Raw genomic sequence first — 23,905 nt, forward strand, 5'->3', positions numbered from 1 at the left:
CCCACCCCCGCCCCGCCTCCGCCTCACGGATCCCTCCCGTCCCACCGGTCCCGGTCCGGAGCACGCATCCCGCGGACATCTCCCGCCGAACCCGCACACATCCCCCATCCGCTTCGCCCGGTATCGGCGTCCGTTACACAACCGACGGACAGCCGAGGGGTGTCCGCAGGCTGCTCCGCACAGTGCCGTGACACCGCGTCCGTACGTTCGTTCGCGTGGCCCACGGGGGGACACGACGACGGACCACGGGGCAGTGGAGCCGGTGCGCACGGGGCGCGCCGGGACGGGGAAGCGGAGGCGGTTCACCATGGCGCACGGAGAGGTGCTCGAGTTCGAGGAGTACGTCCGCACCCGGCAGGACGCGCTGCTGCGCAGTGCCCGTCGCCTGGTCCCGGACCCGGTGGACGCCCAGGACCTGCTGCAGACCGCTCTCGCCCGGACGTACGGCCGCTGGGACGGCATCGCCGACAAGCGGCTGGCCGACGCCTACCTGCGCCGCGTCATGATCAACACCAGGACCGAGTGGTGGCGCGCCCGCAAGCTGGAGGAGGTGCCGACCGAGCAGCTCCCGGAAGCCAGCGTCGACGACGCCACCGAGCAGCACGCCGACCGCGCCCTGCTGATGGACGTGCTGAGGATCCTCGCCCCCAAGCAGCGCAGCGTGGTGGTGCTGCGACACTGGGAGCAGATGTCCACGGAGGAGACGGCCGCCGCCCTCGGCATGTCGGCCGGAACGGTCAAGAGCACGCTGCACCGGGCGCTGGCCCGGCTCCGCGAGGAGCTGGAGTCACGCGATCTGGACGCACGCGCGCTGGAGCGTGAGGAGCGGGAGCGGTGCGCGGCCTGACCGGCACGGGGCCGAGAACGGCCCGGGCGTCCCGGGCGGCGGGCACGACGACGGTCGTGGTCGCCGCCCTCGTCCTTTGTGCGGCCGGCTGCGGCACCGGCGGCACCGGAGCCCGCGACGAGGGCCCGGCCAGCGGGTACACGACCGTGTCGCCGACCGCCGGGCTGCCCGCCGGCGCCTCGGGGGACCGGGTCGATGCGGTGCGGCTCGTACAGGGCGACCCGGAGGTCTCCGCGGAGGTCAAGCGGGAGCTGAAGCCGTGCGTGGCCGACGAGTACCCCGTCGACGTGAGTTACGGACGTCTGACCGGCGGCACCGCCGACGACATCGTCGTCAACGTCCTGACGTGCGGGGACGCGGTGGGGGTCGGCTCGTACGTGTACCGGGACGCCGACGGGTCCGGCTCCTACCGCAACGTGTTCGCGGCCGAGGAACCGCCGGTGTACGCGGAGATGGACCGCGGGGACCTGGTGGTGACGAACCAGGTGTACGACCCGGGGGATCCGGTGTCGAGCCCGTCCGGCGAGGACGTGATCACCTACCGCTGGTCCGAGGACCGGTTCGTCGAGGAGTTCCGCACGCACAACGACTACGGACGGGTGGCCGGCGGGGAGCAGACGCCGGTGCCCGAGGAGTGAGACACGGCTCACTGGGTGAACCGCCGGGCCCTCGCAGCCGATGTATGGGTGAACCAGGAACGCGGCCCGCGCGTCAGCCCATGGGGGGACCCGCCCGCACCGACTTGAGACCACACGAGAGCTGAGAGATCCGGGATGGCAGACCAGACCCACGTGCTCTTCGTCGAGGACGACGACGTCATCCGCGAAGCCACCCAGCTCGCCCTGGAGCGGGACGGCTTCGCGGTCACCGCGATGCCCGACGGACTGTCCGGCCTGGAGGCGTTCCGCACCGACCGGCCCGACATCGCCCTCCTCGACGTCATGCTGCCCGGCCTGGACGGGGTCAGCCTGTGCCGGCGCATCCGGGACGAGTCGATGGTCCCGGTGATCATGGTGTCGGCGCGGGCCGACTCCATCGACGTCGTGCTGGGACTGGAGGCGGGGGCCGACGACTACGTGACGAAGCCGTTCGACGGCGCCGTGCTGGTCGCCCGGATCCGCGCGGTGCTGCGCCGCTTCGACCGGGCCGGCGGCCGGGAGGAGACGGAGTCCGCCGACGGCGGGGTGCTGGCCTTCGGGGAGCTGGAGATCGACACGGAGGGCATGGAGGTGCGCAGGGCCGGGGACCCGGTGGCGCTGACGCCGACCGAGATGCGGCTGCTGCTGGAGTTCTCCTCGGCGCCGGGCACCGTGCTCTCCCGCGACAAGCTGCTGGAGCGCGTGTGGGAGTACGGCTGGGGCGGTGACACCCGGGTCGTGGACGTGCACGTGCAGCGGCTGCGGACGAAGATCGGGCAGGACCGGATCGAGACCGTGCGCGGCTTCGGCTACAAGTTGAAGGCCTGAGCGGCGTCATGCGGCGGTACTTCCGGCGGCCGACGGCCGCGTTCTGGGACCGGGCGGCCATCCGGACCGGTCTGCGCTGGAAGCTCAGTGCGGCGATCGCGCTGGTCGGGGCGCTGGTCGCCGTGGTGCTGAGCCTGGTGGTGCACAACGCCGCCCGGGTGTCGATGCTCGACAACGCCCGCGACCTGGCCGACGAGCGGATCACCGTGGCCCAGCGCAACTACGAGCTGTCCGGGCGGCTGAACTTCCCCAACACCCGGATCGACGACCCGGACCTGCCCCAGGAGCTGCGGCAGAAGGTGGAGGAGGGCCGGCGGGCCACCTACGTCGCCAACCGGCCCGACGGGACACCGGACATCTGGGCGGCCGTCCCGCTGAAGAACGGGCAGGTGATGTCCCTGCACTCGGGGTTCACCGACCGCAGTTCGGACATCCTCAAGGACCTCGACCAGGCCCTGCTGATCGGCTCCATCGCGGTCGTCCTCGGCGGGAGCGCGCTGGGTGTGCTCGTCGGCGGCCAGCTCTCGCGCCGGCTGCGGAAGGCGGCCGCCGCCGCCCACCGGGTGGCCACCGGCGAGACGGACGTGCGGGTGCGGGAGGCCATCGGCGGGGTCGTGCGGGACGAGACCGACGACCTGGCCAGCGCCGTGGACGCGATGGCGGACGCGCTGCGGCAGCGGCTGGAGGCCGAGCGCCGGGTCACCGCCGACATCGCGCACGAGCTGCGCACCCCGGTGACCGGGCTGCTGACCGCGGCGGAGCTGCTGCCCCCCGGCCGGCCCACGGAACTGGTGCTGGACCGGGCCAAGGCCATGCGCACCCTGGTGGAGGACGTCCTGGAGGTGGCCCGGCTGGACGGTGCCTCGGAGCGGGCGGAGCTGCAGGACATCATGCTGGGCGAGTTCGTCGCCCGGCGGGTGGCGGCCAAGGACCCGGACGTCACCGTGCGGGTGGTGCACGAGTCGGAGGTCACCACCGACCCGCGCCGCCTGGAGCGGGTGCTGTTCAACCTGCTGACGAACGCCGCCCGGCACGGCAGGCCGCCGATCGAGGTCACCGTGGAGGGCCGGGTCATCCGGATCCGCGACCACGGGCCGGGCTTCCCGGAGCACCTGCTCGCCGAGGGGCCGAGCCGCTTCCGCACCGGCAGCCAGGACCGGGCCGGCCGGGGGCACGGCCTGGGCCTGACCATCGCGGCCGGACAGGCCCGGGTGCTGGGCGCCCGGCTGACCTTCCGCAACGTCCGCCCGGCGGGTGCCCCGGACGACGTGCCGGCGGAGGGCGCGGTGGGCGTGCTGTGGCTTCCGGAGCACGCCCCGACCAGCACGGGCAGCTATCCGGTGCTGCCGGACCGGGACCGCGCACGCTCGGCGGCCCGCCCGGCGCTGCCGAGGTAGCGGGAGTGCCGAGGTAGCGGGAGGACCGCTCCGCGGGGCCGGCGCGCACGCCGGCCGTCAGGCTCCCGGGGCCGGGAGCCCCGGCTGCGGGTGCGGCCCCGGGATCAGAGCCGGACGCCCTTGGCGCGGAGGAACTTGACCGGGTCGACGGCGGAGCCGTAGTTCGGGGTGGTGCGGATCTCGAAGTGGAGGTGGGGTCCGCTGGAGTTGCCGGTGTTGCCGGACAGGGCGATCTTCTGGCCGGTCTTGACGACCTGGCCGATCTTGACGTTCACCTTCGACAGGTGGGCGTACTGGGAGTAGGTCTTGCTGCCGTGCTTGATGACGACGGCGTTGCCGTAGGCGGGGCCGTCGCCGGCGCCGTTGGGGCCGGCCTTGACGACGGTGCCGCCGTGGGTGGCGAGGACCGGGGTGCCGGTGGGGATGGCGTAGTCCTGGCCGCTGTGCTTGGAGGCCCACATGCCGCCGTTCGCGGCGAAGCTGGCCGACAGCTTGTACTTCTTCACCGGGTCGACCCAGGAAGCGGCCTTCTTCGCGGCCTGCTGGGCCTGGGCCGTGCCGGTGACACCGGTCGTGGTGGTGTCGGCGGCGGTCGCGACTCCGGCTCCCAGGGCGACCGAGGCACCGAAACCGGCGACCAGGACGGCGGCGCGGGTACGGATGCGGGCCGGACGGAAGGAACGGGACGTGACGCGCTGGGACATCGAAAACCTCACGGGGTGGGGACAGAGGAGAACCACCCGGTGCAGGGACCGCGCCGTGGTGGCCGTTCCTTGGTAACCGCCCCCGCCCAAAAGCCGCAAAGGTGTGACCTACGACGAAAGGCCGTAGGTCAGGCGTGAGACCCACCTCTCTTGACGGAGGGGGTCGCACGGGGTGAAAGCCCTGTTTCGCCCTGATCCACCACAGCGGTGCACCAATTGTCCGATTTAGATTCCCCTGCCCGCTACTATTCCGCGTCGTACCCCTCTGCCCCCTTGTGCGGCATGTCACCGGGGGCGCTCCCGCGCCATTTCACAAATGTGGCGCACGCCTCTAGGCACTTACCGTGCGGTAACCCTACGGTTCACCTCGCGTCACCCTCGCACACGAGCATGCACACGACATGTTGGCAGCGTCACGACGTGAGAGGACCCCCCACCACATGAGAAGCCGACGCCCCTGGCTGCGCCGCGCATCGGTCACCGCCGTCTCCGCGGCCGCCCTGGTGGCCCTGGCCTCCCCGGCCCAGGCCACCGCCTCCGCCGCACCCGCCGCCCCGACGGCCGCCACAGCGGCCCCGGCAGCGGCGGACGTCGACTACGACACCTGGCAGCGGGACTGCCAGGCGGTCATGGACCAGGCCCTGCCCTATCTGAAGCAGCGGATCGACAACACCCGGCCGGGCGAGAAGCAGGCCCTCGTCCTCGACATCGACAACACCGCGCTGGAGACCGACTTCGGCTTCAGCTTCCCGCAGCCCGCCAACCGGCCCGTCCTGGAGGTCGCCCAGTACGCCGAGGAGCGCGGCGTCGACCTGTTCTTCGTGACGGCCCGCCCCGGCATCATCTGGGCGCCCACCGCGTTCAACCTCGACCACGCCGGCTACGAGTCCTCCGGACTGCACGTCCGCGGGTTCTTCGACCTCTTCAAGAACGTCGCCGATTACAAGACCGCCCAGCGCGTCGCCATCGAGGCGAAGGGCTACACGATCATCGCCAACATCGGCAACAGCGCCACCGACCTCTCCGGCGGCCACGCGGAGAAGACGTTCAAGCTGCCGGACTACGGCGGTCAGCTGTCCTGATCCGCGCGGAGCACCGCCGGACGCAGACAGGGGTCTGCCCCGGGACCTGATGTCCCGGGGCAGACCCCTGTGTCGCGTCGCTGCCGAGCGCGGGCGCTAGGCGTCCTTGCTCAGGTTCGGGCCGGTGCCGCCGGCCGCCTGCTCGATCGGCGGGACGTCGGGCAGCGCCGACTTCTCCTCACCGCGGAAGGTGAAGGTCTGCGACTCGCCCTCGCCCTCGGTGTCCACGACCACGATGTGACCGGGACGCAGCTCGCCGAAGAGGATCTTCTCCGACAGCGAGTCCTCGATCTCGCGCTGGATGGTCCGGCGCAGCGGCCGGGCGCCCAGCACGGGGTCGTAGCCCTTCTTGGACAGCAGTTCCTTCGCGGACGGGGAGAGCTCGATGCCCATGTCCCGGTCCCGCAGGCGCTCGTCCACCTTGCTGATCATCAGGTCGACGATCTTGAGGATGTCGTCCTGCGTCAGCTGCGGGAAGACCACCACGTCGTCGACACGGTTGAGGAACTCGGGCCGGAAGTGCTGCTTGAGCTCGTCCGAGACCTTGTTCTTCATGCGCTCGTAGTTGGTCTTCGTGTCGCCCTGGGCGGCGAAGCCCAGGTTGAAGCCCTTGGAGATGTCCCGCGTGCCGAGGTTGGTCGTCATGATGATGACCGTGTTCTTGAAGTCCACGACCCGGCCCTGGGAGTCGGTCAGACGACCGTCCTCCAGGATCTGCAGCAGCGAGTTGAAGATGTCCGGGTGGGCCTTCTCGACCTCGTCGAAGAGGACCACCGAGAACGGCTTGCGCCGCACCTTCTCCGTCAGCTGGCCGCCCTCCTCGTAGCCCACGTAACCGGGGGGCGAACCGAAGAGGCGGGAGACCGTGTGCTTCTCGCTGAACTCCGACATGTCGAGGGAGATCAGCGCGTCCTCGTCGCCGAAGAGGAACTCCGCGAGCGCCTTGGACAGCTCGGTCTTACCGACACCGGACGGACCGGCGAAGATGAACGAGCCGCCCGGACGCTTCGGGTCCTTCAGGCCGGCACGGGTACGGCGGATCGCCTTGGACAGCGCCTTGACGGCGTCGACCTGGCCGATGACCCGCTTGTGGAGCTCGTCCTCCATGCGCAGCAGGCGGGACGACTCCTCCTCGGTCAGCTTGAAGACCGGGATGCCCGTCGCCGTGGCGAGGACCTCGGCGATCAGCTCGCCGTCGACCTCGGCGACGACGTCCATGTCGCCGGCCTTCCACTCCTTCTCCCGCTTGGCCTTGGCGGCCAGGAGCTGCTTCTCCTTGTCCCGCAGGGAGGCGGCCTTCTCGAAGTCCTGCGAGTCGATCGCGGACTCCTTGTCGCGGCGGACGCCCGCGATCTTCTCGTCGAACTCGCGCAGGTCCGGCGGCGCGGTCATCCGGCGGATGCGCATCCGGGAACCGGCCTCGTCGATCAGGTCGATCGCCTTGTCCGGCAGGAAGCGGTCCGAGATGTACCGGTCGGCCAGGGTGGCGGCCTGGACCAGCGCCTCGTCGGTGATGGAGACGCGGTGGTGCGCCTCGTACCGGTCGCGCAGGCCCTTGAGGATCTCGATCGTGTGCGGCAGCGACGGCTCCGCGACCTGGATGGGCTGGAAGCGGCGCTCCAGGGCCGCGTCCTTCTCCAGGTGCTTGCGGTACTCGTCCAGCGTGGTCGCACCGATGGTCTGCAGCTCACCGCGGGCCAGCATCGGCTTCAGGATGGAGGCCGCGTCGATGGCGCCCTCGGCCGCGCCGGCACCGACCAGCGTGTGCAGCTCGTCGATGAACAGGATGATGTCGCCCCGGGTGCGGATCTCCTTGAGCACCTTCTTCAGGCGCTCCTCGAAGTCACCGCGGTAGCGGGAGCCGGCCACCAGCGCGCCGAGGTCCAGGGTGTAGAGGTGCTTGTCCTTGAGGGTCTCGGGCACCTCGCCCTTGACGATGGCCTGCGCGAGGCCCTCGACGACGGCCGTCTTGCCGACGCCGGGCTCACCGATCAGCACCGGGTTGTTCTTGGTACGGCGGGACAGCACCTGCATGACCCGCTCGATCTCCTTCTCGCGCCCGATGACCGGGTCGAGCTTGGATTCGCGGGCCGCCTGGGTGAGGTTCCGGCCGAACTGGTCGAGGACCAGGGACGTGGAAGGCGTGCCCTCCGCAGGACCGCCGGCGGTGGCGGTCTCCTTGCCCTGGTAACCGGAGAGCAGCTGGATCACCTGCTGCCGCACCCGGTTGAGGTCTGCGCCCAGCTTGACCAGGACCTGGGCGGCGACGCCCTCGCCCTCACGGATCAGGCCGAGCAGGATGTGCTCCGTGCCGATGTAGTTGTGGCCCAGCTGAAGGGCCTCGCGGAGCGACAGCTCCAGGACCTTCTTGGCACGGGGGGTGAAGGGGATGTGGCCGGACGGGGCCTGCTGGCCCTGACCGATGATCTCCTCCACCTGCTGGCGGACCGCCTCGAGCGAAATCCCGAGGCTCTCAAGGGCCTTGGCGGCGACACCCTCACCCTCGTGGATCAGGCCCAGGAGGATGTGCTCGGTGCCGATGTAGTTGTGGTTGAGCATCCGGGCTTCTTCCTGAGCCAGGACGACAACCCGCCGCGCGCGGTCGGTGAACCTCTCGAACATCGTTAATCGCTCCTCAGAGCGGTCAGGCAGTGGGGGGAACTTCCCCTCCCTGTCCTTCCGCAGCTTAGTCCCGCAGGCGGGGACCGCTCATTCCAACTGCCGACACCGTCGATGGCCTCCTGACCCCGAACGTTCCGACATCTGCTCCAACCCGATGGTGCGAGACGATGTTCCCGCAGGCCAGGCAGTTACCCCCATCGCCAGTACGCCCGTGGCGAACGGGAGCCGCTGCGGTCTGCGTGTCGGCCTCTCCCACTAGGGATGTCTTACCCGCTGCGACGGACCGTCCATGCCGCGTACACGGGATCCCTCCGCTACGGGCGAACAACCTTGCGCCGCCTCCCGCTCCCGTACGCCTCCGGATCCGCCACCCGCTGCACACATCCGGGCACCGAGCGTAACCCGAGGGCCGCTCGCGCAGTTGCCCGGTACATGGTCGTCACCGTCTCCACGGGGGCCGGACTGCCGGGGCCCCGCCGGCCGCCCGGGTCCGGCGACCGGATCCGGCACTGGTACGAGAACGAACTGGGCTGGCCGACCCTGCCCGGCCCGCGGCCACGCCTGGTCGTGGGCGTGCGCTTCGACGTCCTGGACGTGCCGGCCGAGGCGGGGCACGCGGCCCTGGCGCACTTCGGCCGCGCGGGCGACGACCCGGCGTTCCCGGTGGCCGCGCAGGGCGGCCGGCTGCGGATGCTGGTCGCCGCGGGCAGCGCGCAGGAGCTGCCGGGGCTGCTGGACTGGCTGGAGTGGGGCGGCCTGCCGCTCGACCTGGCCTCGATCGGCGCCGGCGGCCTGATGGACGCGCCCCCGCCCCCGGGCCACCGCTCGTCCGGTGCCCCGCGGACCTGTCCGGGCCGTGAGACGTCGCCGGGGGCCGCCGTGTGGCTGCGGCCCCCCGGGCCGGGTGGCGAGGCGGAGTCCTCGCTGCCGACGCTGTCGGCGATGGGGGGCCGTCGCTGCGCCGCCGATCTGGCGCGACTGGTGAACACGGTGGCCACCCAGTGCCACCGCGTCCGGCTGCGGCGCGCGTGCACCGGAACCGTCGCGGCCCCGCGGATCCCCTGAGAGGTCCCCGAAAACCTCTCCGGACCCCGTGGGAAGCCGGGGAGGAGTGCGGACCCCGCAGGAAACCGACGTCAGCCGTTGGCCTTTTCGTACGCCTCGCGGATGGAGGCGGGAACACGGCCGCGGTCGTTGACCTCGTAGCCGTTCTGCTTCGCCCAGGCGCGGATGGCCGCGGTGTCCTGGCTCCCACCGGAGGACGCGCGGGACTTTCCGCGCCCGCCGGAAGCACGGCCACCGGTACGCCGGCCGCCCTTCACGTAGGGCTCGAGAAGGCCGCGGAGCTTGTCCGCATTGGCGGTGGTGAGATCGATCTCGTACGTCTTGCCGTCCAGTGCGAACGTCACGGTCTCGTCCGCCTCGCCGCCGTCGAGGTCGTCGACAAGAAGGACCTGAACCTTCTGTGCCACCGTAATTCCTTTCATCGATAACGTGAGGGCCGGGTGAGTCGGCGTCCGCCGTATCGCCGCCCCTTGTTATATGCAGTACTGCAGTACGTCGGAAAGCAAACCGCTTTTGACGAAAAAACACAAACCCCTGGCGCGCACCCACCGCCCTCCCACGGCCCGGAAACATGCGCGTTTCGGACATAGGGCACCGGCCGAAGGAGCTCCCCGCCGCCGATCGGAAGGGCGGCGGAACGGGGTGCGGAACACCGGATCCGGAATCGGCGACGATCACAGATGCAGAAGCATCCGGCTGTTGCCCAGGGTGTTCGGTTTCACTCGTTCGAGACCCAGGAACTCCGCGACGCCCTCGTCATAGGAACGCAGCAGCTCGGCGTACACATCGGCGTCGACGGGCGTCTCACCGATCTCGACGAAGCCGTGCTTGCCGAAGAACTCGACTTCGAAGGTCAGACAGAAAACCCGGCGAACGCCGAGCCGGCGGGCGGTCTGCAGCAACTTCTCCAGCACGCGGTGTCCGACCCCGGCGCCCTTCAGTCCGGGCTTGACCGCGAGCGTGCGGACTTCGGCGAGGTCCTCCCACATCACGTGCAGGGCCCCGCAGCCGACGACCTCGGCGTTGTCGTCCCGTTCCGCCACCCAGAACTCCTGGATGTCCTCGTAAAGGGTCACCGTCGCTTTGTCGAGCAGGATGCCCCCGCGCACGTAGGCGTCGAGGAGACCGCGCACGGCCGGCACATCGCTGGTGCGGGCTCGGCGGACGGTGATGGCTTTAACGGTCGCGGTCACTTCTGGACCATCCGGGCTGTCTGCTGACATGGACGGACGTTATCGCCCGGGACCGCCCCGGGCCGAGTCGGGGTTCTCGTTCCCGGCCGTCCCGGCGGCCGGCGGTCCGGGCGGTTCGGCTTCCGCCGCTTCGCGTTCCGCGGGAGCCCCTTCCCGGTGTTCCGCGGCTTCCCCGGCCGCCGGTTCGGCAGTTCCGGGTTGTTCCGCGGTATCCGGGATCCTGACGATACGGACCGCGTCCGTGAGGGCCTGGCGTTGTTCCTCGCTCATCATCCCGAAGAAGGCGACGAGAGCGGCCGCCGCGTTGTCGCTCTGCGACCAGGCGTCGTTCATCAGGGCGGCGGCGTAGGCGGCCCGGGTGGAGACGGCCTCATATCGATAGGCCCGGCCTTCCGCCTCGCGTCGCACCCAGCCCTTCTGATGGAGATTGTCGAGCACGGTCATCACGGTGGTGTACGCGATGGACCGCTCCTTCTGGAGGTCTTCCAGGACTTCTCGTACGGTCACCGGGCGGTTCCACTTCCACACCCGCGTCATGACCGCGTCTTCGAGTTCTCCCAAGGGGCGAGGCACAGCCAGAACAATAGTGGGAGATCCGGACAATGGCGTGCCGACGTGCGCCTTCACCGGAAAACGGGAGCAAAACGGTAGCAAGGCGACAGCGACGCGGCAGTGGGACGGCAGCACGAAGGGCGTACGGCTCGGCGGAGCCGTACGCCCGGTCACCGGGCCGTGGAGGCCCGGATCGGTGCGCCGTCACGGGGGTCCGGCAGGTCCGGGCCCGGCGGCCCGGACGGTGCGCGGGATCAGCCCTCGGTGCCGCCGGAGGTCTGCCGGGCGCCCTCGGCCCGTGCGAGGGCCGCGTCCACGGCGGCGTCCTCCTTGGCCTTGTTGGCGCCGCCCTGGGTCTTCACGATCACCCGGATCACTGCGATGAAGAGGGCGGCCATGACGGCCGGGGGCAGCAGCGCGGCAACGTAGTCCATGGCTCCAGAGTAGCCAGCGGACGGGGGATCCACGGGCCCGGGTGCGCCCGTGGCGGGTCACCGGGTCAGCCGGCCGCCAGCCGCCGGCCCGCCGGGGGCGGGACGGGCTTGCGGCGGGGGAAGACCTCGCCCGGGGTGGGGATGGGCCGGGACGGTTTCGGGGCGGCGGGGCCGGGTGCCGGCGCGGGTTTCGGCCGGGGCGCGGGGGGCTGCCCCGGGGTCCGGCCCTTGCCGGGCTGTTCCCCGGCCGCCTGGCCGCCCGGAAGGGCGTGCAGCCGGGTGCGGGAGGCGGGCACCGTCGGGAGCCTGCCGGCGCCCGGGTGGGCGGACCGGCCGGCCAGCCGGGCGCGGACGTCCTGCTCCGCGAGCATCCGGCAGTGCTCCAGCAGGGCGGCGGCGACGGGACTGCCGCGCAGCGCGCGCAGGGCGGCGAGGTCGTCCGGGACGGGACGGTATCCGGCGCCCAGGGCCTCTTCCAGGAGGGTGAGGTATCCGGCGGCCGTGCCGGGCAGGGCGGCGCGGTAGCGGCCGAGGTCGGCGACGAGGAAGGCGCGCAGCCGGGCGCTCTCCCTCGTCGCCTCGTCGACCGCCTCGGCGAGGCGGAGGCAGTCCTGGACGTCGTCGGCCGAGGCGGACGCTGGGTGCAGGGCGAGGGCGAGGGCACGGCGGAGCACACGCAGCTCCTCCGCACCGAACGCCAGGCCGCCGCGGGATCCGTAGGGCGTGGGCATGCGGCGACGATACGCGCTAATCAGACAAACACCGCATAGCGGTCGGGTGTGGCGTCCGGGACCCACTCGGGTGGCGCTGAGGGCGCCCGGGTGCGGTCCCCCGGCCGACGGCCCCCGGGTGCGGCGGGGCCGGGCACCCGGAAGGGCCGACGGGACGGCCGGGGCCGTGCGCACCCCGAGCGCGGCAGAGCGGGGCGGGGGCGGGTGCCGGGCCCGGGAGGCCGGGCAGCGGGTCCGGGTGCCGCCGGGAGCCCCGCCGGAACCGCCCACGCCCGCCCGGGGGCGTGACGCACCGCTCACCGGGCCGTGGCGCCCCCGGACGCGTGCCGGACCGCGTCCCGGCGCGGGCGGACCGGCAGACGCGGCCGTCCCCGCCGCGGCCCCGGACGGTCAGCGCCGGGACATGTTGCGCTGGTAGACCAGGCGCAGGCCGATGAGGGTCAGCCAGGGCTCGTGCTCGTCGATGACCGAGGACTCGCCCAGCACCATGGGGGCGAGCCCGCCGGTGGCGATGACGGTGACGTCCTCGGGGTCGTCGGCGAGTTCGCGGGCCATGCGGCTGGCGACGCCGTCGACCTGGCCGGCGAAGCCGTAGACGATGCCCGCCTGCATCGCCTCCACCGTGTTCTTGCCGATCACGCTGCGCGGGCGCGCCACCTCGATCTTGCGCAGCTGCGCGCCCCGCACGCCGAGCGCCTCCACGGAGATCTCGATGCCGGGCGCGATGACGCCGCCGATGTACTCGCCGCGCGCGCTGACCGCGTCGAACGTCGTCGCGGTGCCGAAGTCGACGACGATGGCCGGGCCGCCGTAGAGGTCGACCGCGGCGACCGCGTTGATGATGCGGTCCGCGCCGACCTCCTTGGGGTGGTCGGTGAGGATCGGGACGCCGGTCTTGACGCCGGGTTCGACGAGGATGGCGGGCACGTCGCCGTAGTAGCGGCGGGTGACCTCCCGCAGCTCGTGCAGGACGGAGGGGACGGTCGCGCAGATGGCGATGCCGTCGATGCCGTCACCCAGTTCCTCGCCGAGCAGCGGATGCGCGCCCATCAGGCCCTGGAGGAGGACCGCGAGCTCGTCGGCGGTGCGGCGCGCGTCGGTGGAGATGCGCCAGTGCTCGACGATCTCGTCGCCGTCGAACAGGCCCAGGACGGTGTGGGTGTTGCCCACGTCGATGGTCAGCAGCATGGGAGCTACTCCGCCTCGCGCAGGTCCAGGCCGATGTCCAGGATCGGCGAGGAGTGGGTCAGGGCTCCGACCGCCAGGTAGTCGACGCCGGTCGCGGCGTACGCCTTGGCGTTGTCCAGGGTCAGCCGGCCGGACGCCTCCAGGGCCGCGCGGCCGTCGACGAGGGCGACCGCCTCCTCGCACTCGCCGGGGGTGAAGTTGTCCAGCAGGATCAGGTCGGCGCCCGCGTCGAGCACCTCGCGGAGCTGGTGCAGCGTGTCGACCTCGACCTCGATGGGCACGTCGGGGAAGCGCTCGCGGACGGCGGTGAACGCCGGGGCGACGCCGCCCGCGGCGATCACGTGGTTGTCCTTGACCAGGGCCGCGTCCGAGAGGGACATGCGGTGGTTGACGCCGCCGCCGCAGCGGACCGCGAACTTCTCCAGGGCGCGCAGGCCCGGCGTCGTCTTGCGGGTGTCGCGGACCTTGGCGCGGGTGCCCTCCAGGGCGTCCGCCCAGGCGCGGGTGGCCGTGGCGATGCCGGAGAGGCGGCACAGCAGGTTCAGCGCGCTGCGCTCCGCGGTGAGCAGGTCGCGGGTGCGGGTGGTCACGGACAGCAGCTTCCGGCCGGGCTCGACGCGGTCGCCGTCCTCGGCGTGCCGCTCCACCTCGAACTCCTCGGTGCAGACGATCGACAGGACGGCTTCGGCGATCCGCAGGCCCGCGACGACGCCGGCCTCCCGGGCGGTGAAGTCGGCGGTGGCGACGGCGTCCTCGGGGATGGTCGCGACCGTCGTCACGTCCACGCCGTGGGCGAGGTCCTCCTGGAGGGCGACGTTGGCGATGTCCTCGACCTCCACGGGGTCGAGGCCGGCGTCGGCCAGGAGCTGGGCGAGCGCGGGGTCGAGGCCGCACTCCAGGTACTCCTCGTCACCACCGCAGCCGCAGCCGTCGCCGCAGCCGCCGGACGGAACGAGGGGAAGGTCGGGCGTGGTCACTGCTGTCACTGCTCCTGGGGTGCCTGGGGAGGGAGGGTCTCGGGGAAGTCTGTGCCGTCCGTGGCGTGCACGGCCAGGGTTCGGTCGGGGTTCAGCGTGACGACCAGGTGGCGGCGCCACCGGGTGTCGTCCCGCTCGGGGCGGTCCTCGCGCCAGTGGCAGCCGCGGGTCTCCTCGCGGCGGCGGGCGGCGGCGACCAGGACGCGGGCCACGCACAGGAGGTTGGTGGCCTCCCAGGTGTCGACGCCCGGCTCGGCGGTCTTGCCGTTCTCCTCCAGGGCGTCGCGCGCCTCGGTGTGCAGGGTGTCCAGTCCGGCGGCGGCCTCGGCGAGGGAGGACTCCGAACGCAGGACGCCCGCTCCCCTGGTCATGATCCGCTGGATGGCGAAGCGGGCCTCGGGGGCCAGCAGGGGGTGCGCGGGGCGGCCGGTCTGCGGCAGCGGCCGGGGGACCCGGCCGTGCAGGCCCTCCCCGTCGCGGTGCCGGGCGATGTCGGCGGCGATGCGCTCGGCGTAGACCAGGCCCTCCAGCAGGGAGTTGGAGGCCAGCCGGTTGGCACCGTGCACGCCGGTGCAGGCGACCTCGCCGCACGCGTACAGCCCGGGCACGGTGGTGCGGCCGCGGGAGTCGGTGCGGACGCCGCCGGAGGCGTAGTGGGCGGCCGGGGCGACCGGCACCGGCTCGGTGACCGGGTCGATGCCGTGGGACCGGCAGGCCGCGAGGATGGTGGGGAAGCGGCGCTCCCACATCTCGGCGCCGAAGTGCCGGGCGTCGAGGTACATGTGCTCGGCGTCCCGCTCCCGCATCCGCCGCATGATGCCCTTGGCGACGACGTCCCGCGGGGCGAGCTCGGCCAGCTCGTGCTGCCCCTGCATGAAGCGCACCCCGTCGGCATCCACCAGGTGGGCGCCCTCCCCCCGCACCGCCTCGGAGACCAGCGGCTGCTGGCCCTCCGCGTCCGGCCCGAGGAAGAGGACCGTGGGGTGGAACTGCACGAACTCCAGGTCGGAGATCTCGGCTCCGGCGCGGAGCGCGAGGGCCACGCCGTCGCCGGTGGAGACGGCGGGGTTGGTGGTGGCGCTGAACACCTGGCCCATGCCGCCGGTCGCGAGCACCACCGCCGGGGCGTGGACCGCGCCCACGCCGTCGTGCCGGCCCTCGCCCATGACGTGCAGGGTGACACCGGCGGCGCGGCCCTCGGCGTCCGTGAGGAGGTCCAGGACCAGGGCGTTCTCGACGGTGCGCAGTCCGCGGGCGCGGACCGCGTCGACCAGGGCCCGGGAGATCTCCGCGCCGGTCGCGTCGCCGCCCGCGTGCGCGATGCGGCGGCGGTGGTGGCCGCCCTCGCGGGTGAGGGCCAGGCCGCCCTCGGCGGACTCGTCGAAGTGCGCGCCGGTCGCGATCAGCCGGCGCACCGCGTCGGGGCCCTCGGTGACGAGGATGCGCACAGCCTCCTCGTCGCACAGGCCCGCCCCCGCGACCAGGGTGTCGTCGAGGTGCTGCTCGGGGGTGTCGCCGTCGCCGAGGGCCGCGGCGATGCCGCCCTGCGCCCAGCGGGTGGAGCCGTCGTCGAGCCGGGCCTTGGTGACGACGACCGTGGTCAGGCCGGCCGCCTCGCAGCGCAGGGCGGCGGTGAGTCCGGCGACGCCGGAACCGACGACCACCACGTCCGCCGCGATGGACCACCCGGGCGCGGGCGCATGAAGGCGGGGGCGCAGCGCTCCCCCTTGAGGGGCGCCGGGGGCTTCCGTCCGTGGGGCGGGCGGGCGTATGCCTGTGCTGGTCACGAGACGGCTCCGAACGTTCCGAAGGTCAGGGGGATGTTGTCGATCAGCCGGGTCGATCCGACCCGGGCCGCCACGGCCAGCACGGCCTCGCCGGTGAAGTCGCCGTCGATGTCGGTGAAGTCGTCGGGGTCGACGAGGGCCAGGTAGTCCAGGGTGAGGGGCGGGTCGAGGCGGGCGGCCTCGTCGAGGACCTGCCGGGCCGCGGCCTTGATGGCGGCCGGGCCGCCGACGGCGGTGGCGACGGCGTGCGCGTCGGCCGCCGCGCGGGACTCCCCGAGCGCGCTGAGCGCCTCGGCGCGGGCGCGGCTGGACGGCACCTCGCGGGCCCGCGCGCGCAGCGCCTCCTCGGCGGCGTGCCGGTCGCGGCCGGCGAACAGGGCGGCGGACAGGGCGAGCGCGGTGCGGCGCTCCGCGGGCGAGAGGTAGCGGTTGCGGCTGGACAGGGCGAGCCCGTCCTCCTCGCGGACGGTGGGCACGCCGACGATCTCGACGCCGAAGTTCAGGTCCCGCACCATGCGGCGGATCAGGGCGAGCTGCTGGGCGTCCTTCTGGCCGTAGAGGGCGATGTCGGGGCGGGTGAGGTGGAGCAGCTTGGCGACGACGGTGAGCATGCCGTCGAAGTGGCCGGGGCGGGCGGCGCCCTCCAGGCGGGTGCCCATCGGTCCGGCGGTGATCCGGACCTGCGGTTCGCCGCCCGGGTAGACCTCCTCCACCGACGGCGCGAAGACCAGGTCGGCGCCCGACCGCGCGGCCAGCGCGACGTCGGCGTCCAGGGTGCGGGGGTAGCGGTCGAGGTCCTCGCCGCGGCCGAACTGGAGCGGGTTGACGAACACGGTGACCACGACCTGGCCGTCGGCTCCGGCGATCCGGCGTGCGCTGCGGATCAGCGTGGCGTGCCCCTCATGGAGGGCGCCCATGGTCATCACGACGGCTCGGCGGCCGGTCCGCGCGCGGGCGTGCAGTTCCCCGGCGGTGCGCAGCAGGGCGGTGGTCATCGGAGGGCTCCGTTCCGGGGCGCGCGCTCAGCGGTGCGGGGGGTGGCGGGGCCGGCGTCGCCGGGGCCGGGTCCCGGGGCGGCCGTCGCTGCCGTGCGGGGGGTGGCGGGGCCCGTGGAGGTCATCGGGCGTCCCCCTCGGGACCGGACGGGTCCGGGCCCTCCCCCTCGGGACCGGACGGATCCGGGCCCGCCGGGCCGGGGCCGCCGCCGGCCGTGCCGGTGCCGTCGGCGAGGACACCGAGCAGGTCCTCGGCCAGTTCGGGCTTCAGCAGGCCGCCGGCCAGGGCGCGGTCGGCGGTCGCGCGGGCCATGGCCAGGTACCCGGCGACGGTCGCGGGGGCGTGCCGGCGCAGCTCGGCGATGTGCGTGGCCACGGTGCCCGCGTCGCCGCGCGCCACGGGGCCGGTGAGGGCCGCGTCGCCGGACCGCAGGGCGTTGTCCAGGGCGGCGCCGAGCAGCGGGCCCAGCATCCGGTCGGGCGCCCCCACCCCGGCGGCGCGCAGCAGCTCCAGGGACTGGGCGACCAGGGTGACCAGGTGGTTGGCGCCCAGGGCGAGGGCCGCGTGGTAGAGCGGGCGGTTCTCCTCGGCGATCCACTCGGGTTCGCCGCCCATCTCGATCACGAGGGCCTCGGCGGCCAGCCGCAGCTCCTCGGGCGCCGTGACGCCGAAGGAGCACCCGGCGAGCCGCTGCACGTCGACGGGGGTGCCGGTGAACGTCATCGCGGGGTGCAGCGCCAGCGGCAGGGCGCCGGCCCGCAGAGCGGGGTCCAGCACCCTGGCGCCGTACCGCCCGGAGGTGTGGACCAGCAGCTGCCCGGGGCGCACGGCACCGGTCCCGGCGAGACCGGCGACCAGCTCCGGCAGGGCGTCGTCGGGGACGGTCAGCAGCACCAGCTCGGCCCGTTCCAGGACCTCGGCGGGCGGCACGACCGGCACGTCGGGGAGCATCTCGCCGGCGCGCCTGCGGGAGGCGTCGGAGACGGCGGAGACGGCCACCGGGCGGTGTCCGGCCAGCTGCAGGGACGCGGCGAGGGCGGGGCCCACGCGTCCGGCGCCGACGACGCCGACGGTGAGCCGCGCGGGGCGGTCCCGGGGATCCGGCTGTGGGGTTGTGTTCACGCGACGGGGGCCTTCCCGTTCCAGTCCGCTCGGGGTACCGGACGATTTCTCGTCATGCTAACGCGATCGGTTCCGGCGGCGTCCGCTCGTCCACAGGCTGTGGGGTTCCGTGCGTCACGCTGTGGGGTTCCGTGCGTCCGCGTGCCACCCGCGCGTGCGGACGGGCGGGTGTCCGCGCGCTGCGGCGCACGGGATGATCCCGTCATGAACGGTCCCGGCACGCACGACCCCGACAGCAGCTCCCGCACGGACCCGCCGGAGGCGGCCGGCCCCCCGGCCCCGCCCGACGGGCACGCGGACCTCCGTGAACGGCGCGTCGCGGCCCACCGGAAGGCACCGCACGTGCTCGCCCGGCCGGGCCACGTCCTGACCCTCCGGGAGCGGCTCGCCCTGCTGGACGGGGCGGCGCGGTTCCACGACCTCGACGAACCGGCGGACACCTACGGCAGCGGGGTGGTGGAGGTCCTGGAGGACAGGGTGGCCGCCCTGCTGGGCCACGAGGCCGCCGTCTTCTTCCCGACCGGCACGATGGCCCAGCAGGTGGCCCTGCGCTGCTGGGCGGGCCGCGTCGGCGACCCGGCCGTCGCGCTGCACGGGCTCAGCCACCCCGAACTGCACGAGCGGAACGCCTTCAGCCAGGTCAGCGGCCTGCGCCCGGTGCGCATCACCGGCGCGCCCCGGCAGCCGACGGCCGCCGAGGTGCGGGACCTGGAGGAGCCGTTCGGCGCGCTGATGCTGGAACTCCCGCTCCGCGAGGCCGGTTTCCTGCTGCCCACGTGGGACGAGCTCACCGGGCTCGTCGAGGCCGCGCGGGAGCGGGACGCGGTCGTCCACTTCGACGGCGCGCGGCTGTGGGAGTCCACCGTGCACTTCGGGCGGCCCCTGGACGAGATCGCGGGCCTGGCGGACAGCGTCTACGTGTCGTTCTACAAATCCCTCAAGGGCTACGGCGGGGCCGCGCTCGCCGGCCCCCGGACTTTGGTGGAGGAAGCGCGGACCTGGCGGCACCGGTACGGCGGCACCGTCTTCCAGCAGTTCCCCACGGTGCTGTCGGCCCTGGCCGGGCTGGAGCGGGAACTGCCCCGGCTGCCGGACTGCGTCCGGCACGCGCGGACGGTCGCCGCGGCGCTGCGCGAGGGCCTGGCGGCGGCCGGGGTGCCGTGGGCGCGGGTCCACCCGCAGGTGCCGCACACCCACCAGTTCCAGGTCTGGCTGCCGTGCGACGCGGGCCTCGCCGCCGAGGCCGCGGTGCGGCAGGGCGAGGAGACCGGGACCCTGCTGTTCGCCCAGTCGTGGCAGGCACCGGGCCCGGACCTGGCGGTCACCGAGGTGACCGTGGAAGAGGCGGGCCTGGAGTGGACGGCACGGGACGTACGGGCGGCGGCGGCCGGGTTCGCCGGCCGGGTCGCGGCGGCGGGCGGATGGTGACCTCCCGGCAGTGACACCGGTGGCCGTGCCCGGGCCCGGCCACCGGTGTCCGCGGCGCGGATCTCCCGCGCCCCGGCCGTCGGGCGGCGCCGGACGGCCCCGGCGGACGGCCCGGGTACCCGCCGGCCGACGGGCGCCTCGGCGTGACGGCGCCCGTCCCTAGGCGGCGGCACTGTCGGTGGCCCGGTGCACCATGTGGGCATGAGCGTGCGCATCGACATCGCCGGGCTGCGGCCGGAGAGGATCACCGCCGTGGTCTCCCCCCTGGCCGAACTCGGCATGGCCCTGCACGCGCTGGCGGAACCGGCCCACCACCCGGGGCTGCAGGGCTGGGTGACGGGCGTGACCGCGCGCCTGGACCCGCACCTGGCGGACCGGATGTGCGAGGCGGACTTCCTGTGGCGGACCACGTTCTCCGACCTGTTCCTGCCGTGCGCGGCGGTCCCGGGCGGGGCCGGACTGCCGGGGGCCACGCTGGCCGAGGAACTGGACCTGCTGGACACGTTCTCCGACGAACTGTTCGTCGACGCCGCCCTGGAGTTCACCTGCGCCCTGCCGTACAGCACGCCGGGACCGGGCCCCCTCGCCGACCCCGGACTGCGCCGCCGCGCGCTGGAGCTGGCCGCCGCGCGCGGGCCGCGGCAGGTGCGGTTCGCGGAGCGGCTGCTGGCCGACCCGCCCCGCGTCCGGGCCTGGCTGCGGCAGTTCCTTCAGGACTGCGACGAGGCGTTCTTCGCCGAGGCGTGGGCCCGGCTGCGCCACCAGCTCGCCGCCGACACCCGGCACAAGACGGACCTGCTGCGCCGCAAGGGCCTCGCCGAGACGCTGGCCGCGGTCTCCCCGGCGATCACGCTGGACGAGGCGGCCGGACGGATCACCGTGGACAAGCTGGGGGACGGCCGCACCGCCACCGCCGAGGGCGGCCTGCTGCTGATCCCGACCGGTCTGGGCCGGCCGCACCTGATCGTCCTGCACCGCTACGGCTGGCAGCCGGTCCTCCAGTACCCGGTCGGCTCGGCCGAGCTCGCCGCCCCGCCGACCGTCGAGCAGCTGGTCCTGCGGATGACCGCGCTGTCCCACCCGGTGCGCATGCGCCTGTGCCGCCACCTCGCGCGCAGCACGTACACGACCGGTGAACTGGCGCAGATGCACGGCGTGACGGCGCCGGAGGTCTCCCGGCACCTGGGCGTGCTGAAGAAGGCGGGGCTGATCACCACCCGCCGGCGCGGACGGTACGTGCTGCACCAGCTGGACATGACGGTGGTGGCCCGCCTCGGCAGCGACTTCCTGGAGGCGGTGCTGCGCTGAGCCACCCGGCCGGGCCGGCGGTCGGCCGGGTGGGGCAGGCCCGGGTGCGTCCCGGGGGCGGCCCCGTCAGTCGAAGCGGATGTGCCGGAGCCCCACGCCGGCCTGCCGCAGCCGGGTCCGCAGCGGGCCGTCGCGGTTCGGGGTGAGGGTCAGCCCGGCCAGGACGGCGATGCGGTCGGCCGTCCTCGGGACGGTGGTGCGGTCGGTCCACAGGTGCTCGGCGAACTCCGGTGCGGCGAGCCGTTCGAGACAGTGGTCGAGCCTTCGCACGGCCCAGCTCTCCCGGCGCGGCACCCCCTTCCGGCGGCCCGCCCCGGGCAGCAGGTGGGCCGGGCCGCGCTCCCGCAGCCGGCGCAGCACGGTCGACCGCTCGGCGAGCAGGGTGAAGTGGCGTACGTCGTGCCCGAGTTCGCCCAGCCGCCCGACGGTCTCGGCGAAGTACCCGGAGTCGGTGACCGTCATGGGGGCGATCACCACGCCGTCGTGCCGGGTGAGGGCCAGGTCGAGCACCTCGACGACGCCCCGGCGCCAGGCGGCCAGGTCCTGGAAGTCGCCGCGCAGACCGGGCGGGAGCATCCGGTTCAGGCCGAAGCCGACGTGCTCCGGATCGCAGACCACGCTGCCGGGCAGGCGGCGCCGCAGCTCGTATGCGGTCTGTGTCTTGCCGCCCCCGAAGGGGCCGTTGATCCACAGGAGCATGCGCGGCACCCTACCGGCGCCGCGGCGCCGCCGGGCCGGATCCCCGCCTTCCGCACCGGGCCGGGCGGTCAGCCGCCGGGCCGGGCGGGTCAGCCGCCGGGCCGGGCGGGTCAGCCGTGGCCCCCGGCCCGCACCAGGCCCGTCTCGTAGGCGAGGACGACGACCTGGACCCGGTCCCGCAGCCCCAGCTTGGTCAGGATGCGGCCCACGTGGGTCTTCACCGTCGCCTCGGACAGCACCAGCCGGGCCGCGATCTCCCCGTTGGACAGGCCCTGGGCGACCAGCACCATGACCTCCCGCTCCCGCTCGGTGAGCCGTTCCAGCGCCGCGTGCCGGGGCCGGCTGTCCGCGCTCGGCAGCATCGGCGCGAACCGGTCCAGCAGCCGCCGGGTGGTGGAGGGGGCGACCACCGCGTCGCCGCTGTGGACGGAGCGGATGGCATTGAGGAGTTCGCCCGGCGGGACGTCCTTGAGCATGAAGCCCGAGGCGCCGGCCTTCAGCCCGGAGAAGGCGTACTCGTCCAGGTCGAAGGTGGTCAGGATCAGCACCTTCGGCGGATCGGCGTCCATGCAGATCCGCCGGGTGGTCTCCACCCCGTCCAGCTTCGGCATGCGGACGTCCATGAGCACCACGTCCACGGCCGTGGACCGCAGCGCCTCCAGCGCCTCCACGCCGTCGCCCGCCTCCGCCACGACCTCCATGTCCGGCTGGGCGGCGAGCACCATCCGGAACCCGGTGCGCAGCAGCACCTGGTCGTCGACGAGCATCACGCGGATCGTCATCGGTCCCTACTTCCGTCGTCCGTCGCTGGGGGCTGTTCCCGCCGGTGCGCGACTCGGTCGCCGGCGGGTCGTTGCGGGTGCGGCCGCGGGCCGCGGGCGGGTGCCCGTGCCCGGTGCCGGTGGTGGTCACCGGCGGCCGGTGCCGGGGCGCCGTGAGGTGTCCCGGCGGGCGCGCGCGGTCTCAGTGCGCGGGTTTGAGGGGCAGCAGGGCGCTGATCCGGAATCCTCCGCCGGGCCGGGGGCCCGCGTCCAGGGTGCCGCCGACCATCCCGACCCGCTCGCGCATCCCGATCAGTCCGTGGCCCTGCCCGTCCAGGCCGCCCTCCTCGTACAGCTCGTGCGGGGCGCCCTTGCCGTCGTCCTCGACCAGCAGGCCGAGCCCGTCGTCGAAGTAGACCAGGCGCACGCTCGCCCCGGTGTTGGGCCCGCCGTGCTTGCGGGTGTTGGTCAGCGCCTCCTGCACGATGCGGTACGCGGTCAGCTCGACCCCGCTGGGCAGCGGACGCGGGGTGCCCTCGACCCGGAAGTCCACCGGCAGTCCGGCGGTGCGGCACTCCTCCACCAGGTCCTCTATCTGCCGCACGTCCGGCTGCGGCACGTACTCGCCGGCCTCCTGGTGCTCGCCGGTGCGCAGCACGCCGAGCAGGCGGCGCATCTCGGCGAGGGCCTGCCGGCCGGTGGAGGAGATCGTCTCCAGCGCCCTCTTCGCCTGGTCGGGCGCGGTGTCCAGGACGTAGGCGGCGCCGTCGGCCTGGACCACCATCACCGACACGTTGTGCGCGACGACGTCGTGCAGTTCACGGGCGATGCGGGCGCGTTCGGCGGCGACCGCGACCTTCGCCTGCGCCTCGCGCTCCTTCTCCAGCCGGGCGGCGCGCTCCTCCAGCTGCGCGAAGTACGCGCGCCGGGTGCGGATGGAGTCGCCCAGCACCCAGGCGAGGGCGAAGGGCACGGTCTGGAATATCACCAGCGCGATGTTGCCCGCCGTGCTCGTCTCCGGGTTGGGCCAGCGCACCTGCGCCAGCGGCGCCGCGCACAGGCCGGCGGTGAGCGCGAAGCGGGACGCCCAGCGGGCCCCGACGGCGGCGACCGTGTAGACGATCACCAGCATGGCGAAGTTCGCGGGCATCGTCGGGACGTCCGTGATCAGCTGGAACACGCCGGTCACGGCCGCGAGGACCAGCATCTGTTCCGGGATCCGGCGGCGCAGCGCGACGACCAGGGACAGCAGCAGCATCACCAGGACCGAGAGGCCCTCGTGGACCGGCCTCCGCGCCGGTTCGACGGCCCCGCCCACGACCGAGACCCCGAACAGGACCACGGCCCAGAAACCGTCGACCCAGGTCGGGTGTCTGCGGAGGAAGTCATAGAGACGCTGCACGTAACCCAGCGTAGGGAAGCAGAATGCGTGCATGGGTCAACCGGAGGGCCGATCCCCGGACGGCGGGCATACTCCGCAAGGTGGAGGCCGGGCCGGTGTCCGCGCCCGGCCCGGACCGGTGACGGGCGGGACGACGGACGAGGG

23 protein-coding genes are annotated in these 23,905 nt (G+C 73.5%); 8 read left to right on the forward strand and 15 right to left on the reverse strand.

Annotated elements, in window-relative coordinates; genetic code table 11:
• Positions 1 to 307: 307 nt before the first annotated feature.
• The 4 genes from ACSU53_RS13465 to cseC all read left to right on the forward strand — a co-directional run bounded on the left by ACSU53_RS13465 (position 308) and on the right by cseC (position 3,710).
• The gene (locus tag ACSU53_RS13465) at positions 308 to 847 is read left to right on the forward strand and encodes a SigE family RNA polymerase sigma factor (protein ID WP_437027593.1); all 540 of its coding nucleotides are present in this window, start codon (positions 308 to 310) and stop codon (positions 845 to 847) included.
• Positions 835 to 1,485, forward strand: a complete 651-nt coding sequence (locus ACSU53_RS13470) for a hypothetical protein (protein WP_437027595.1) — start codon at positions 835 to 837, stop codon at positions 1,483 to 1,485. The genes ACSU53_RS13465 and ACSU53_RS13470 overlap by 13 nt, the downstream gene beginning before the upstream one ends.
• A 135-nt stretch (positions 1,486 to 1,620) precedes the next feature.
• Complete coding sequence (gene cseB, locus ACSU53_RS13475) at positions 1,621 to 2,313, forward strand: two-component system response regulator CseB (RefSeq protein ID WP_437027597.1); 693 nt, start codon at positions 1,621 to 1,623, stop codon at positions 2,311 to 2,313.
• Between the two features lie 8 nt (positions 2,314 to 2,321).
• Positions 2,322 to 3,710, forward strand: a complete 1,389-nt coding sequence (cseC, locus tag ACSU53_RS13480; protein WP_437027599.1) for a two-component system sensor histidine kinase CseC — start codon at positions 2,322 to 2,324, stop codon at positions 3,708 to 3,710.
• 104 nt (positions 3,711 to 3,814) lie between these two features.
• Here cseC and ACSU53_RS13485 read toward each other — a convergent pair whose 3' ends face one another.
• The gene (locus ACSU53_RS13485) at positions 3,815 to 4,414 is read right to left on the reverse strand and encodes a M23 family metallopeptidase (protein ID WP_437027601.1); all 600 of its coding nucleotides are present in this window, start codon (positions 4,412 to 4,414) and stop codon (positions 3,815 to 3,817) included.
• 440 nt (positions 4,415 to 4,854) lie between these two features.
• Here ACSU53_RS13485 and ACSU53_RS13490 point away from each other — a divergent pair, with 440 nt between their 5' ends.
• Entirely contained in the window at positions 4,855 to 5,496 is a 642-nt protein-coding gene (locus ACSU53_RS13490) for an HAD family acid phosphatase (protein ID WP_437027603.1), read from the forward strand.
• Between the two features lie 96 nt (positions 5,497 to 5,592).
• Here ACSU53_RS13490 and ACSU53_RS13495 read toward each other — a convergent pair whose 3' ends face one another.
• Entirely contained in the window at positions 5,593 to 8,118 is a 2,526-nt protein-coding gene (locus ACSU53_RS13495; protein ID WP_437027605.1) for an ATP-dependent Clp protease ATP-binding subunit, read from the reverse strand.
• A gap of 432 nt (positions 8,119 to 8,550) precedes the next feature.
• On the opposite strand from ACSU53_RS13495, the gene ACSU53_RS13500 reads away from it, so the two are divergent.
• Entirely contained in the window at positions 8,551 to 9,183 is a 633-nt protein-coding gene (locus ACSU53_RS13500; protein ID WP_437027607.1) for an SCO3374 family protein, read from the forward strand.
• 71 nt (positions 9,184 to 9,254) lie between these two features.
• On the opposite strand, the gene ACSU53_RS13505 is transcribed toward ACSU53_RS13500, so the two are convergent.
• The 10 genes from ACSU53_RS13505 to ACSU53_RS13550 form a co-directional block, all read right to left on the reverse strand.
• Positions 9,255 to 9,590 (reverse strand): histone-like nucleoid-structuring protein Lsr2, encoded by a 336-nt coding sequence (locus tag ACSU53_RS13505; RefSeq protein ID WP_437027609.1) that lies wholly within the window; start codon positions 9,588 to 9,590, stop codon positions 9,255 to 9,257.
• A gap of 267 nt (positions 9,591 to 9,857) precedes the next feature.
• Positions 9,858 to 10,406: an amino-acid N-acetyltransferase gene (locus ACSU53_RS13510; RefSeq protein WP_437027610.1), complete on the reverse strand. Its 549-nt coding sequence runs from the start codon at positions 10,404 to 10,406 to the stop codon at positions 9,858 to 9,860.
• A 9-nt stretch (positions 10,407 to 10,415) separates the two neighbouring features.
• Positions 10,416 to 10,913 carry a BlaI/MecI/CopY family transcriptional regulator gene (locus ACSU53_RS13515; protein ID WP_437033178.1) on the reverse strand — a complete coding sequence of 166 codons (498 nt, stop codon included), beginning with the start codon at positions 10,911 to 10,913 and terminating at the stop codon, positions 10,416 to 10,418.
• Positions 10,914 to 11,182: 269 nt separating this feature from the next.
• Entirely contained in the window at positions 11,183 to 11,362 is a 180-nt protein-coding gene (locus ACSU53_RS13520) for a hypothetical protein (RefSeq protein ID WP_437027612.1), read from the reverse strand.
• 65 nt (positions 11,363 to 11,427) lie between these two features.
• A complete protein-coding gene (locus tag ACSU53_RS13525; protein ID WP_437027614.1) occupies positions 11,428 to 12,093 on the reverse strand; it encodes a hypothetical protein in 666 nt (221 codons plus the stop codon).
• A gap of 390 nt (positions 12,094 to 12,483) precedes the next feature.
• Entirely contained in the window at positions 12,484 to 13,281 is a 798-nt protein-coding gene (locus tag ACSU53_RS13530) for a type III pantothenate kinase (protein ID WP_437027616.1), read from the reverse strand.
• 5 nt (positions 13,282 to 13,286) lie between these two features.
• Positions 13,287 to 14,258 (reverse strand): carboxylating nicotinate-nucleotide diphosphorylase, encoded by a 972-nt coding sequence (nadC, locus tag ACSU53_RS13535; RefSeq protein WP_437027617.1) that lies wholly within the window; start codon positions 14,256 to 14,258, stop codon positions 13,287 to 13,289.
• Positions 14,259 to 14,263: 5 nt separating this feature from the next.
• Positions 14,264 to 15,976: an L-aspartate oxidase gene (locus ACSU53_RS13540; RefSeq protein ID WP_437033180.1), complete on the reverse strand. Its 1,713-nt coding sequence runs from the start codon at positions 15,974 to 15,976 to the stop codon at positions 14,264 to 14,266.
• A gap of 65 nt (positions 15,977 to 16,041) precedes the next feature.
• The gene (gene panC, locus ACSU53_RS13545; RefSeq protein WP_437027619.1) at positions 16,042 to 17,040 is read right to left on the reverse strand and encodes a pantoate--beta-alanine ligase; all 999 of its coding nucleotides are present in this window, start codon (positions 17,038 to 17,040) and stop codon (positions 16,042 to 16,044) included.
• A 121-nt stretch (positions 17,041 to 17,161) separates the two neighbouring features.
• Entirely contained in the window at positions 17,162 to 18,163 is a 1,002-nt protein-coding gene (locus tag ACSU53_RS13550; protein ID WP_437027621.1) for a Rossmann-like and DUF2520 domain-containing protein, read from the reverse strand.
• A gap of 204 nt (positions 18,164 to 18,367) precedes the next feature.
• Between ACSU53_RS13550 and ACSU53_RS13555 the strand changes: the two genes are divergently transcribed.
• Together ACSU53_RS13555 and ACSU53_RS13560 are read left to right on the forward strand one after the other, a co-directional pair.
• Positions 18,368 to 19,591, forward strand: coding sequence for a threonine aldolase family protein (locus ACSU53_RS13555; protein ID WP_437027623.1), 1,224 nt, complete (start codon positions 18,368 to 18,370; stop codon positions 19,589 to 19,591).
• A 201-nt stretch (positions 19,592 to 19,792) separates the two neighbouring features.
• Entirely contained in the window at positions 19,793 to 20,899 is a 1,107-nt protein-coding gene (locus tag ACSU53_RS13560; protein WP_437027624.1) for a DUF5937 family protein, read from the forward strand.
• Between the two features lie 66 nt (positions 20,900 to 20,965).
• On the opposite strand, the gene ACSU53_RS13565 is transcribed toward ACSU53_RS13560, so the two are convergent.
• The 3 genes from ACSU53_RS13565 to ACSU53_RS13575 all read right to left on the reverse strand — a co-directional run bounded on the left by ACSU53_RS13565 (position 20,966) and on the right by ACSU53_RS13575 (position 23,761).
• Complete coding sequence (locus tag ACSU53_RS13565) at positions 20,966 to 21,598, reverse strand: AAA family ATPase (protein WP_437027626.1); 633 nt, start codon at positions 21,596 to 21,598, stop codon at positions 20,966 to 20,968.
• Positions 21,599 to 21,708: 110 nt separating this feature from the next.
• Positions 21,709 to 22,380, reverse strand: a complete 672-nt coding sequence (locus ACSU53_RS13570) for a response regulator (protein ID WP_437027628.1) — start codon at positions 22,378 to 22,380, stop codon at positions 21,709 to 21,711.
• A gap of 181 nt (positions 22,381 to 22,561) precedes the next feature.
• Positions 22,562 to 23,761, reverse strand: a complete 1,200-nt coding sequence (locus tag ACSU53_RS13575) for a sensor histidine kinase (RefSeq protein WP_437027630.1) — start codon at positions 23,759 to 23,761, stop codon at positions 22,562 to 22,564.
• Positions 23,762 to 23,905: the final 144 nt, after the last annotated feature.

The organism is Streptomyces sp. enrichment culture (genome assembly GCF_964273255.1).
Lineage (GTDB): Bacteria > Actinomycetota > Actinomycetes > Streptomycetales > Streptomycetaceae > Streptomyces.